This is a genomic window from Bacteroidota bacterium, from assembly GCA_023957335.1.
Taxonomy (GTDB): domain Bacteria; phylum Bacteroidota; class Bacteroidia; order NS11-12g; family UBA955; genus JALOAG01.
Map to the genome: position 1 here is coordinate 23,074 of JAMLHC010000004.1, position 13,339 is coordinate 36,412.

Sequence of the window (13,339 nt, forward strand, 5' to 3'; positions counted from 1 at the left end):
ATTTGAAAAGCTATATTTGCGTGCATAAATCCGATTGTTGGTAATTCTAAGCGCTTATGGAAGATAAACTTAATTCAAAAAATTGTGCATTCTGCGGTCATCGCAGCCACTCAATCTTTTGCAATTCAAGTGGTGACAACATCAATGAAATCAATGATGGCAAGGTTACTTCGGAATACAAGAAAGGACAGTTTTTATTTTATGAGGGCGCACACCCACACGGACTATTTTGTATCAACAACGGCAAAGTAAAGTTATCCCAAATGGGTGATGAAGGCAAAGAAACCATTGTACGCCTTGCCAAAAGCGGAGATATTATTGGGTACAAAGCTTTGTTAGGAGGAAACAGATACACTGCTTCTGCTATTGCACTCGAAGACAGCACTATTTGTTTCATACCCAAAGAGACCTTTTTTACAGTCCTAAAAAAAGACCCTAATTTATCCTTCTCACTTCTAAGTTTATTGAGTTCTGAGCTTCATAATGCTGAAAACAAGATTGTACAACTTGCGCAGAAACCGGTTAGAGAACGACTTGCAGAAGCCCTTCTTTTTCTTAGAGAAACCTATGGAATGGAAGCAGATGGCGCAACATTAGATGTACAACTGTCCAGAGAAGAAATCGCCAATATCGTGGGAACTGCAACTGAATCCACAATACGTTTGCTGTCTGAATTCAAAAAGGATGGTATCATTGACATAGTGGGCAAAAAAATCAAAGTGCTTGACAAAGACAAATTGGTAAAAACTGCCAATGTTCCTTATTGATTTTAAGTTTATAATATTTTATTCAAACTGACTTTTGTCATTTTTAATACCTGAGGCGCTGACTATGTTTGCTGCGAAATTTTCACGGTTTTGAAAAGTTACCCAAACATAGATTTTTCTTCATTTTCTATTATTGAATCATGCGATTTTGTTTCCGACAGAATCCATCAAGATATAAGCCGAAACATGAATGCTCTCACCAAGAGCCTATTCGAAAATGATGGTCTTTTTTTGGAAACCGACAAAGAACAAGTATTGAGTATTTTATTTGTACAACTGAAAGACGAATGCGAACAACTCATTCGCTTAGAATCCTTTGTATTTCTGCCTTTTTTGAGAAAGAAAATCATATTGGATGATTATACACTTCCCGAATCTGCGGTTGACAAAATCTTCAACTACCAACATACTGTATTGACATTGCTCTATAGGTTAAAGCATCATGTCAATGATTTCAAAATAAACCAGCACCTTTTACCGGTCGAACAGATTATTATCAATGATTTGAGCCACTTGGAAATTTTAATGTCAGATTGGACGAATATTGTACGCGAAAAAATCGTCAAATCGATTAGGAACAAATTGTCCGATAATGAGTTTGCATAGAGTCACCGCTGACAAGGAAATACATACATCTCCAACTTCTATCTCGTGTTATCATTGCGGTGAAGAATGTCCCGACAAATCCTTGCATATTGATGAAAAACACTTCTGCTGTCATGGTTGTATGACGGTTTACAGTCTGCTGAACAATGCCGGACTCTGTAATTATTATGAACTGAACCAAAAATCAGGCATCAACCGAAGAACCAAAGCACGAAAAGAAAAATTTGCATTTCTGGAAGATGAAAAAGTACAACAATCTTTGCTTTCGTTCAGAGAGGCGGAACAATCGCACGTAACTTTCTATATCCCTGTCATCCATTGTAGTTCTTGCCTATATCTACTTGAAAACCTGCACGTGTTGCACAAAGGCATCCTAAGGGCTGATGTACAGTTTCTCAAAAAAGAAGTTTCCATTGTTTTTGATGAAAAACAAACCACTTTGAGGGAAGTGGTTGAAACCCTTGAAGATATTGGATATGAGCCTTATATCAGTCTTAAAAATCTCAATCACCAAAAGAACAAAGTTGACAAATCGCTCATTTATAGATTAGGAGTAGCAGGATTTGCATTTGGAAATATCATGCTGCTGAGTGTTCCTGAATATTTTTCTAACGATTTGCAGCAAGAAGCCTACTTGGGATTAATTTTCCGTTATATAAGCTTTGCGCTTGCATTACCTGTTTTCTTCTATAGCGCACAAGTTTATTTTAAATCAGCTTGGAAAGGAATTCGACACAGGCATTTGAATATTGATATTCCCGTTGCCTTGGCAATTTTGGTAACATTTGTGCGAAGTGTAGTTGATGTGTTTGTGTTTGACACTGCCGGATATTTTGACTCTATGGCGGGTATCGTATTTTTTATGTTGATAGGCAGGGCTATTCAAAACAAAACATACGGACAACTGTCTTTTGATCGAGATTACACAGACTATTTTCCTATTTCTGCAAGCGTTTTACAAGACGGGCAAGAAAAACCCACCCCGCTTCCTGACATCCAAACCGGAGACATTTTGCTGGTGCATAGTCAAGAACTGTTGCCCGCAGACGGCATTGTTTCCAAAGGTAAAGCAGAGATAGACTATAGTTTTGTTACGGGTGAATCCGCACCTGTTTCCAAAGCAATTGGCGAGCAAGTATATGCAGGAGGCAGACAATTAGGTGGGGCTATTGAAGTCATCACATCCAAACCGGTTGCACAAAGTTATCTGACAAATCTATGGAACAAAAATGCTAAAGACCCTCTCGAAGAGTTTGATGACAATCGCAATAGTTTTGTACATAAACTGGGACGTAATTTTACATGGGTTGTGCTTGTTATAGCTCTGGTTTCAGCAATTTATTGGTGGATACACGACTCTTCCCTCATCTGGACTTCTGTTACAGCAGTATTGATTATCGCATGCCCTTGCGGTCTTTTACTTACTTATACATTCACCAATGGTTTTCTGATAAGGGATCTCGGACGACATGGATTGTATCTGCGCAATTCTTTTGTAATTGAGAATATCTCCAAGCTAAATTATTTGGTTTTTGACAAAACAGGTACTTTAACTTCGGCTGAAAACATGACGGCAAATTTTGTCGGGAATGAATTGTCCGAATTTGAAAAAAGTCTTATTACAAGCCTCACTAAACCAAGCATTCAATCCATCAAACACCCCATCATCAAGCTATTAGGCAATACAAAACTTTTTGAAGTGCACAATTTCAGCGAAGAATCCGGACTGGGTGCAGAGGGCAACATAGAAGGTCATAGTGTTAAAATAGGTACAGCACCTTATTTTGAAGAATCATTACCCAAAGATGATAATGGCACAGTGTTGTATTTGTTTATTGACCATCAGTACAGAGGCTACTTTCTGTTGCGACAAGGACTGAGAACAGGTATTGCAGATATGCTCAAAAATCTTGGTCAAAAAATCAGGTTTGCACTCATTTCGGGAGACAAACCTACCCAACAATCATATTTTCAAAACATTTTGGGCTCCAATACAGACGTGCGTTTTGAACAAAACCCTGATGATAAACTGGAGTTTATAAAAGAAGTTCAACGCAAAGGCAATATGGTTGCCATGATTGGAGACGGGCTCAATGATGCGGTTGCTCTCAAACAAAGCAATGTGGGGATTTGTCTGGCAGAAGATATCAATAATTTCAGCCCCTCGGCAGACGCAATCTTGGCAGGAAAAGAACTTGCTAACCTTGACAAACTGATTGTACTCGCACAAAAAAACAGATTTATCATTCGTTCATGTTTCGCTTTTTCGGTCAGCTACAACCTAATAGGAATTTATTTTGCTGTTCAAGGGCTGCTCTCACCATTGGTATGCGCCATTCTCATGCCCGCAAGCACCTTGACTATTGTGTTGATTACGTTTTTGACCAGTTCATATTGGACAAAAAGATTATTTGCTTCAAGAATTAGGATAAAACTTTGAGTTTGCCTTTGCACTCAAATACAAGGTCTTGAGCTGCCGTGACAGGTTCTCCGTCAATATGGGCTATATCGGAATGTTCTCTTTTAATAGAAATTTTCAAACCTGAAATTAGATAGAAATACCTCCCATTATGGATTTTACCCATGAATATTCTGCACATTACTACCGGTGCCTCAATCAAATTGAATTTTTTTATTGCCACTACGTCCAAAATCTCATCCTGTGGATTGGCGTGAGGAGCTATTCGGACATTGTTACCCCATTGGCTTGCATTGGCTACCGAAATGAGAAATGCCTTGCCATGCCATGTGTCTGCTCCATTGCTGATGGTATAGCTTTGTGATTTGTAGCCCAATTCACGTATTACGGCTTTTAAATATCCCCAAAATCCGCGTTCATTTTTTAGGGCAAATACGTGACTGATATGCGCGTCAAAACCTGCTCCCGCCACATTGATAAAATGAGAATCATTCATCAAACAAGTACTGACAATGGTTTCAGATGTTTTTTCAGCCAAAGATTGAATGGCTTTAACCGTATTCATCGGGATATTGAAATGTCTTGCAAAACCATTGCCCGAACCCAAAGGAAAAATATAGAATCTTTTGTCTGTGTCAACTAATTCTTTGGAAACCGTATTGGCAGACCCGTCACCACCGGCTGCCACCACAATATCCGCATCTGATTGACTTGCTTGTTTACTCAATACCTTCATGTGTTCTGCCGATACAGAAGACCATAATGCATAGTCGAACTTATCTTTATCCAAAAAACTATTCACTAATGACGGTAAATCAATGCCACGTTTGGCTCCTGAAATAGGGTTGTATATGATGATGACCTTTTGTTTCACCGGTTATCTGTAAAAACAAACTGAATAATATTAGCACCCATCTTGAGTGCCTGCTGGCGTTTCTCTTCAGGATCATTATAAACACTTTGATCTTCCCAACCATTACCCAAATCACATTCATACGTGTATAGACACACCAACCTACCTTTATAAATTAATCCAAAAGCTTGTGGTGGTTTGCCATCATGTTCATGCACTTTGGGCAAACCCTTGGGGAAACTATACTTTTGATTAAAAATAGGGTGTGAAAAAGGTAGTTCAACCATTTCCAACTCAGGAAATACTTTTTTCATTTGCGGACGCACAAAAGGGTCTAATCCGTAATTGTCATCAATATGTAAAAAACCACCGGAAATAAGATACTTTCTTAAATTCTCTGCTTCATCACTATTGAAAACAAAATTACCGTGCCCGGTCATATAGATATATGGATAGTTAAATAAATCTTGGCTTGCAACATCCACAATATCATCCGTCTCAGCGAAAGAAGTACCAATATTTTTATTGCAAAACTTAGCCAGATTGGGCAAAGCGGTTCTGTCTGCATACCAATCTCCACCTCCTCTGTACTTGAGTTTTGCTAATTTTATTTGAGGGGACAAGACAAAACTGCCGAACAATGCAGGAATCAACAATACAAACAGATATAGAAATGCCTTCTTAGGTTTCATCAGATATTCTGCAAAAATAGTCAAGAAGCGTTTTGTTATACTCATTATCAATAATGCAGAAATATACCAAACAACACTCCCAAACTTCAATGAGTGTTTAAAAGCAAACCTACAAAGACATATCAGAAATAAATTGCAATCTGCAAAGTCTCAATTCTTCTAAAGAAAAATCACCGTCAAAGGCTTTGAGAGCAGCTTCTATATTGTCCTCTTCCTGTTGCTTTAAGAAATCAAATATTTCATCCAGATACTCCTCATCCATCAATTCTGTAAGGTAATACATCAGGTCGAGCTTGGTTCCGGCAGAAACCATTTGCTCAAGTTCTTCAATAAACTCACTAATCCCTACCCCCAATGACTTGGCAATATCTTCGATATCCACTTTCTTGTCAATATTTTGAATAATGGCAATTTTCTTGCGCGATTTTTCGCCTGAAGTTTTAACCACAAAATCATCCGGACGGTCTATATCATTCTCTTCCACATACGTGGCAATCAGCTTGACAAATTCTTCACCGTATTTTTCAGCTTTATTTTTACCTACTCCATGCACACTCCCAAGGTCTTCAATCGTAATGGGGTATTTCATTGCCATATCTTCCAAAGATGGGTCTTGGAAAATAACATACGGAGGAAGTTTATATTTTTTGGCTACGGTTTTACGCAGGTCTTTGAGCATGTTAAAAAGAACGGTATCGGTAGAGCCTTCCACCTTTGCTGATTCAAAGTCTTCTTCATCAACACTTTCATATTCAACATCAATTGCCATTTTCAATGAATAGGGCTTCTTAATAAACTCTCTACCCTTTTCAGACAAACTGTAAAGCCCATATTTTTCAATGTTTTTTATAAGAAAATCATTCAGATAAGCCAGACGACTGATACTTTTCCAAAACAAATTGTCTTTGTCTTTTCCATATCCGAAATCTTTTGCTTTGTTATGTCCGTAATCTTTAATGGAATCGGATTTTTTGCCCACAGCAAAATTGACAAGGTGGTGCACATTGTATTCGCCTTTGAGCGTTCCATCCATCACTTTCAAAAATGCCTCCATTTCGTCCTGTACTTCATGTTTTGGCTTAGGATGGCGGCAGTTATCACACATTTCATTGCAGTTGGTTTCGTCAAACTCTTCACCAAAATAGTGTAACAAGAATTTGCGTCTGCACTGGCTGGACTCCGAAAAAGCGGAAGTTTCATCAATCAATAAAGTCCCAATCTCTTGCTCTGCAACAGGTTTATCCTTTAAAAACTTTTCGAGTTTTTCAATGTCATTGGGGTTGTAATACATGATACAATCACTTACAATACCATCTCGCCCCGAACGACCCGTCTCTTGGTAATATCCTTCCAAACTTTTGGGCACATCATAGTGCATCACAAAACGCACATCTGGCTTGTCTATCCCCATTCCAAAAGCAATGGTAGCCACAATCACATCCGCATCTTCCATCAAAAAGGCATCTTGGTTTCTTACCCTTGTTTTAGCATCCAGTCCGGCATGGTACGGCAGCGCTTTAATGCCATTGATGGCAAGCATCTCGGCAATTTCCTCTACTTTTTTTCTACTCAAACAATAGATTATACCCGATTGTCCGTGGTGTTGCTTGATATAGCTCACCATGTTTTTATACACCTTCTCCTTACTGCGTTTTGGTCTGATATCATAATACAGATTTTCTCGGTTAAACGAAGATTTGAAAACCTCTGCATCAAGCATGTCAAGGTTTTTCTGAATATCATATTGAACTTTTGGTGTGGCGGTGGCAGTCAAAGCCATAATCGGGACAGACGAATCCAGCTGGTGTACCATAGCCTTAATTCTTCTGTACTCAGGTCTGAAATCGTGTCCCCACTCTGAAATACAATGGGCTTCATCAACTGCCACAAAGGATACCTTGATGGTTCTAAGGAACTCAAGTGTTTCTTCTTTTTTGAGCGTTTCTGGCGCTACATAAAGAAGTTTTGTATTGGTTGCGGAAATATCTTCTTTGACAATTGAAATATCTGTCTTGGAGAGAGAAGAATTGAGGAAGTGTGCAATTTTTTCGGTACTTGAAAATCCCCGAATGGAATCAACCTGATTTTTCATCAGTGCAATCAGCGGAGAAATGATAATGGCAGTCCCATCCTGCATCAAAGCCGGAAGCTGATAACACAAACTCTTGCCTGCACCTGTTGGCATAATCACAAAACAATCGTTACCATCCAACAAGCACTGTATCACTTTTTCTTGTTCGCCTTTGAAAGAATCGAAACCGAAGAATTGTTTCAGGGCTTCTTTGGGAGTCAATCTTTTATCTAATACGCTCATATTCACTTATATACTTTAATAACTATTTTTTTTCTTTGGGTGCACTAAATTAACATAAAAAGAATTTAAAAAAAGATATTTGCCTTTAATTTTAATTTGCGGAAGTTTTGACACCTGAAAAAGAAATAATTAAACTCGGAAAAAAAGCATTGTCTGATGAAATTGCAGGTTTGCAAGAATTAGAAAAATCATTCCCCTTGGATTTTGCACCGCTTGTGAATGCTATTCTAAATACCAAAGGCAGAATCATCCTCACCGGAATCGGCAAAAGCGCCATCATTGCAAATAAGATAACAGCCACCCTAAACTCAACGGGCACACCCTCTATTTTTATGCATGCTGCTGAAGCTATACACGGTGATTTGGGGATGGTGCAAAAAAACGACCTTATCATTGCACTCTCACACAGCGGTAATACACCCGAAATCAAGTACTTAGCCGGGTTAATTAGCAAAATGGGAAATCCGCTTGCCTGTATCTGCGGAAACAGCAACTCTGCTTTGGCTAAGACATCTAAATGGGTGTTGGCTTATCACATAACTAAAGAAGCTTGTCCATTGAACTTAGCCCCTACCACCAGCACTACCTTGCAACTGGCTCTGGGCGATGCGTTAGCAATCGCACTGTTGAGCAGCCGAAAATTTACCGCCAATGATTTTTCCAAATACCATCCGGGCGGTAGTCTGGGCAAAAAAATCTATCTGACCTGTGGTGAAATTGCAGCACAAAACGACAAACCGGCTGTGCAAACCACAGACACTATCCCAAAAGTAATTGTCGAAATTTCCGAAAGAAGATTGGGTGCAACAGCAGTTTTGGAAAAAAATAAACTTGTGGGAATAATTACTGATGGCGATATTAGACGAATGCTCGAAAAGGATGTTAATTTGCAAGACCTTACAGCAAAAGACATTATGAGCTTAAAACCAAAAACATTTTCTTCTATGAACCTTGCTGCAGAAGCACTTGAGCTTTTAAAACAATTTAAAATTTCGCAGTTAATAATTACTGACGAAAAAGGAAAATACGCAGGGATGATACACATTCACGATTTATATAAGGAAGGATTAGTCTAAGCTATGCAGAAATTGAATAAAAATCACTACGCCATTATTATGGCCGGAGGAATAGGAAGCCGTTTTTGGCCATGGAGTAAAAAGGCTTACCCAAAACAATTTTTGGATATTATGGGAACAGGTCAAACTTTGTTGCAACTCACATACAGCAGGTTTAAAAACATTGTTCCCCCAGAAAATATTTATATCATCTCAAACGATATTTATACTCCACTCATTAAAGAGCAGATAACCGAAATAAGCTCTGACAACATTATTAAAGAGCCTCAAGCAATGAACACGGCACCTTGTGTTGCGTATGCTACTTCCAAAATTCATGCTTTGAACAAAAATGCTGTTTGTGTATTTGCACCCAGCGACCACCTGATTCTCAAAGAAAAGACCTTCATAGACATCGTATTTGAAGGGCTTAATTTTGCAAGCAAAGAGAACTCTTTGGTTACACTCGGCATTACCCCAAATCGTCCGGATACAGGATATGGTTATATTCAGTTTATTGATAATCCCAAAGATAAGTTAGCACACAAAGTCAAGACCTTTACCGAAAAACCAGACCTTGAAATTGCCCAAACTTTTATTGACAGTGGCGACTTCCTTTGGAATGCAGGAATTTTTATCTGGACTTCCAAAACTATATTGGATGCCTTTGAAAGAATGCAACCTGATATGTATAAATTGTTCAAAGACGGCAACAAATTTTACAACACTCCCGAAGAAGAAGAATACATCAAAAAAATTTATCCTCAGACCAAAAATATTTCTGTTGATTATGCCATTATGGTAAAGGCAGATAATGTCTGTGTCATCCCTGCAGACCTTGGCTGGAGCGACCTTGGAACTTGGAAATCATTGTTTGAAGTGAGAGAAAAAACATCGGAAAACAACGTTATTCACGGTGATAAAATAATGGTTTTAGACACCAGAAATTCATTGGTGCTCAACCAAGAAAAAGAAAAAGTGGTGGTAGTAAATGGACTCAATGACATGATGGTAATAAATACCGAAGATGCGCTACTGATATGTAACCTCAACCGCGAACAAGAGGTCAAACTCATTGTCAACGAAATCAGAAATCGTTTTAAAGACAAATTTTCGTAATTCATTCTGAGAACTGATTGTGTCTTGGCTTGATGATTGAAAATACTCTACAGTAAAATATTTAGACATAAGACACATTTGGTGAGCGTTATTTTTGCGCAACCCAAAAACACAAAGTATAGTTTCTTACTTTTGCTTTCATGAAAATTAAGTCCTTGGCAATTGTAAGTATATTGCTTGTTGCCACAACAAACCAATCTTATGGACAAACTATTCTTACCCTAAAGGATTGTATTGCTCTTGCTTATCAATATAACCCTCAAATCAAGTCCGCAGAATGGCAAGCAAAAATTGCCAAATTAGATATGACGGGGTCGCAATATGCAATGCTGCCTTCTGTATCTTTTGGCATGAATCACGGATATAATTTTGGACGTTCTATTGACCGTTTCAGCAATCAATTTGCAACCAAAAGAATACTCACTGATTATTTTTCTTTGAATGCTGACTGGGTGATTTATAATGGCTTACAGAAACAAAACACAATCCGACTACAAAAATTTAACTATCAAGCAAGCCTCAAAGATTTGGAAGCCTTTAAAAATCAAATTGCCCTCAATGTTGCAACAGCATATCTATCACTATTAATGGCAAAAGAACTTGTAAAAAGTATGGAAAGCCAAGTGAATATAACCAAACAACAGTTAGAACGAACCCGTAAATTAGTTCAATCCGGTTCAACAGACAAAAGTGCGGAGCTCAGTCTGGAAGCACAACTTGCCAATGAAAATCTTTCTTTGGTAGAAGCACAAAATCAGAGAGAGCTCGCAAAGGTAAACCTGCTCAACCTGATTCTGATTCCGCCTGATACCAACTGGGATATAGAAGAGCCTAAATTGATATTGCAACAAAGTACCCCTATCTATGAAACTGAGCAGGTTTATAACAACGCCCTCAAACATCTTCCGGAAATTGAAAGCAGTACACTCAAAGTTCAAAGTTCCGAAATAAACGAAAAGATAAACAGAGGATTACAAGCCCCCGTGTTGTCAATGTATGCCAACATGAGTACGGTTTTTTCTCAAAATGCGGTGCAAATCACCGGTATGACACAGATTGGAACACAACCTATAGGTTATGTTGACGGGTCAAACGAAATCGTTTATCAACCTACATTCAGAACAGAAACCAAAGTGGTTCCAATGAATGAACAACTGAACAACAACTTTGGACAAACCGTTGGGGTGAGCCTTAGTTGGAACATTTTCAATGGAATGTATGTACACAATAACATCCGTAAGAGTACACTTAACAAAGAAATTCAACGCAACAATCTTCAACAAACTCAAAACACTCTCAAAGCCAATATTGCCAAAGCAATCACAGACTATAATGCTTCTGTATCCAAACAAATAGCAAGTGAAAAAGCCTTAGAAGCCGCACAATTACAAATGGATTTTGCCCAAAAACGCTTTGAAAACGGTTTGCTCGACATCTTTGATTATAACAATGCCAAAAATCAGTTGCTCAAAGCCGAAATATCGGCCTTGCAAGCACGATACGAATTATTGTTTAACCGGATGATAGTTGAGTTTTATAACGGCAGTGTTATTGAAATAAGTCGATAGTTAGGACAAAGCTAAATCATAAATGGAAGTGCGTAATTAACAATAGTTTTCTACTTTTGCCCTTGTCAATCCTGCCATTCAAACTTACATGAAAACCAAACTCATTATTGCTGTTGCTATTGTAATTATTGTTGTATTGTGGCTGGTAGCCGGCAATCGCAAGAGCACTGCAGTCAAAGTGATGACCGAAAAAGCAGCCAAGCGCGACATTGTCGAAAGTGTTGCCGCTTCCGGTAGAATATATCCCGAAGTTGAAGTAAAAATAAGTTCGGATGTTTCGGGCGAAATCATTGAATTGCTCGTATCTGAGGGCGACACCGTAAAACAAGGACAATTATTGTGCAGAATCAACCCGGAATTATATGAATCTGCAATGACAGAAATGAAAGCTACACTAAACAATGCAAAAGCAGGATTAGCCACCTATGAAGCTCAGGTTTCCAGAGCCAAAGCCAACCTCAAACAACAAGAAGCAAATTATAAAAGACAACAAAAGTTGTTTGCAGACAAAGTTATTTCTTTGTCAGAATTTGAATCCGCAGAAGCAGCCTACAATATGGCAAAAGCTGATAGTGAAACTGCGGAAAAGAATGTGCTTGCTGCAAAATTTACAGTAGAAAGTACTGCCGCCAGACTTGAAGAATCCCAGCGAAACTATGGCAGAACAAGTATTTATTCACCCATCAGCGGTATTGTAACCTCACTGTCTGTCGAAAAGGGTGAACGCGTTGTGGGTACAAGCCAAATGGCCGGTACAGAAATGATGCGCATCTCTCAATTTGCTTTTGTGGAAGTCAGGGTAGATGTAAACGAAAATGACATTATCAGAATTCATAAAGGAGATACAGCCAATGTTGAGGTAGATGCCTATAAAGGTCAAAAATTCAAAGGGGTGGTAAGTCAAGTAGCACGCTCCGTTAAATCAGCACTTAGTACTACCGACAATCAGCAGGCGGTAAATTATGAAGTCAGGGTACGCATTATTCCTTCATCGTATCAAGATCTGATAAACAAAGGCAACACACTGCCTTTTTTGCCCGGCATGACTGCTTCGGTTGACATTGTTACCAAAGTAGAAAAAAGCATATTGGCAATTCCGGTCTCTGCCGTTACCATGCGCAATTCGGAACAAATAGGTGAAGACAGCGCAAATACTGACCCATTGACCCACCAGAGCAATAGAGTGGAAGTGGTTTTTGTAGAAAAAGCCGGAAAAGTGTCTGCACATAGGGTAAAGAGCGGTATTCAAGATAGAAATTATATTCAAATAACAGAAGGGATTTCGGAAGGAGACAATATAGTTTCAGGTCCCTATGGAATATTGTCCAATATCCTCAAAAACGGTATGGCAGTAGAGGTGTCAGACAAAGCTGATATATTTAAATCTCAGTAGTTCTGCGACCCAATTCAATCACATCCGCTTTGGTTATTTTGCCGGCATTAATTTCAATCCTCACCATCGTTCTGAAAATGTGAAAGCCATGCCTGCCACAAGCACCGGGATTGATGTGTAATACGCTTAATTCCTTATCCTGCATGATTTTAAGAATATGTGAATGTCCACATACAAAAAGAGTGGGGCGATGAATACGAAGTTTATCTTTAATACCTGCTGAATATCTACCGGGATAACCGCCAATATGTGTCATAAAAACTTTGACCCCCTCTGACTCAAAAATATTTTCATTGGGTAGTACAACCCTGAGTTTACCCCCGTCAATATTTCCATACACACCTTGTATGCGTTTTCCTAACTTTTCTAACTGCTCAAGCACTTCCATATTGCCCCAATCACCGGCATGCCAAATCTCATCTGCTTGCACAACGTGTTTGATAACATCTGCCTCAAGCAAGCCGTGTGAATCCGAAAGAATCAATACTTTTTTCATTTGTGTGATGGGCGCACAAAGGTATGCAAGGTATTTATTTGCTCAGAGTATTCAGTA

The 13,339-nt window shown here is 38.7% G+C and carries 11 protein-coding genes; 7 read left to right on the forward strand and 4 right to left on the reverse strand.

Translation table 11 applies throughout. The features are described 5' to 3' along the window. The first annotated feature begins 56 nt into the window (after nucleotides 1-56). The 3 genes from M9892_08330 to M9892_08340 all read left to right on the forward strand — a co-directional run bounded on the left by M9892_08330 (nucleotide 57) and on the right by M9892_08340 (nucleotide 3,813). On the forward strand, nucleotides 57-767 hold the full coding sequence (locus M9892_08330) for a Crp/Fnr family transcriptional regulator (protein ID MCO5254353.1): 711 nt from the start codon (nucleotides 57-59) through the stop codon (nucleotides 765-767). A gap of 90 nt (nucleotides 768-857) precedes the next feature. After that, entirely contained in the window at nucleotides 858-1,373 is a 516-nt protein-coding gene (locus tag M9892_08335; GenBank protein ID MCO5254354.1) for a hypothetical protein, read from the forward strand. Beyond that, nucleotides 1,360-3,813, forward strand: coding sequence for a heavy metal translocating P-type ATPase metal-binding domain-containing protein (locus M9892_08340; GenBank protein ID MCO5254355.1), 2,454 nt, complete (start codon nucleotides 1,360-1,362; stop codon nucleotides 3,811-3,813). Before M9892_08335 ends, M9892_08340 begins: the two co-directional genes overlap by 14 nt. On the opposite strand, the gene M9892_08345 is transcribed toward M9892_08340, so the two are convergent. The 3 genes from M9892_08345 to recQ all read right to left on the reverse strand — a co-directional run bounded on the left by M9892_08345 (nucleotide 3,797) and on the right by recQ (nucleotide 7,651). After that, on the reverse strand, nucleotides 3,797-4,666 hold the full coding sequence (locus M9892_08345) for a diacylglycerol kinase family lipid kinase (GenBank protein ID MCO5254356.1): 870 nt from the start codon (nucleotides 4,664-4,666) through the stop codon (nucleotides 3,797-3,799). The genes M9892_08340 and M9892_08345 overlap by 17 nt on opposite strands. Further along, nucleotides 4,663-5,382 carry a DUF4159 domain-containing protein gene (locus M9892_08350; GenBank protein ID MCO5254357.1) on the reverse strand — a complete coding sequence of 240 codons (720 nt, stop codon included), beginning with the start codon at nucleotides 5,380-5,382 and terminating at the stop codon, nucleotides 4,663-4,665. Before M9892_08350 ends, M9892_08345 begins: the two co-directional genes overlap by 4 nt. Before the next feature lie 64 nt (nucleotides 5,383-5,446). After that, nucleotides 5,447-7,651 carry a DNA helicase RecQ gene (gene recQ, locus M9892_08355; protein ID MCO5254358.1) on the reverse strand — a complete coding sequence of 735 codons (2,205 nt, stop codon included), beginning with the start codon at nucleotides 7,649-7,651 and terminating at the stop codon, nucleotides 5,447-5,449. 107 nt (nucleotides 7,652-7,758) lie between these two features. Between recQ and M9892_08360 the strand changes: the two genes are divergently transcribed. The 4 genes from M9892_08360 (at nucleotide 7,759) to M9892_08375 (ending at nucleotide 12,786) form a co-directional block, all read left to right on the forward strand. Next, nucleotides 7,759-8,727, forward strand: coding sequence for a KpsF/GutQ family sugar-phosphate isomerase (locus tag M9892_08360; GenBank protein MCO5254359.1), 969 nt, complete (start codon nucleotides 7,759-7,761; stop codon nucleotides 8,725-8,727). Nucleotides 8,728-8,739: 12 nt separating this feature from the next. Continuing rightward, nucleotides 8,740-9,825, forward strand: coding sequence for a sugar phosphate nucleotidyltransferase (locus tag M9892_08365; GenBank protein MCO5254360.1), 1,086 nt, complete (start codon nucleotides 8,740-8,742; stop codon nucleotides 9,823-9,825). 140 nt (nucleotides 9,826-9,965) lie between these two features. After that, nucleotides 9,966-11,393 (forward strand): TolC family protein, encoded by a 1,428-nt coding sequence (locus M9892_08370; GenBank protein MCO5254361.1) that lies wholly within the window; start codon nucleotides 9,966-9,968, stop codon nucleotides 11,391-11,393. Between the two features lie 88 nt (nucleotides 11,394-11,481). Continuing rightward, a complete protein-coding gene (locus M9892_08375) occupies nucleotides 11,482-12,786 on the forward strand; it encodes an efflux RND transporter periplasmic adaptor subunit (protein ID MCO5254362.1) in 1,305 nt (434 codons plus the stop codon). Here M9892_08375 and M9892_08380 read toward each other — a convergent pair. Further along, the gene (locus M9892_08380; GenBank protein MCO5254363.1) at nucleotides 12,773-13,282 is read right to left on the reverse strand and encodes a metallophosphatase family protein; all 510 of its coding nucleotides are present in this window, start codon (nucleotides 13,280-13,282) and stop codon (nucleotides 12,773-12,775) included. The two genes, M9892_08375 and M9892_08380, sit on opposite strands and share 14 nt — an antisense overlap. Between the last annotated feature and the right edge of the window lie 57 nt (nucleotides 13,283-13,339).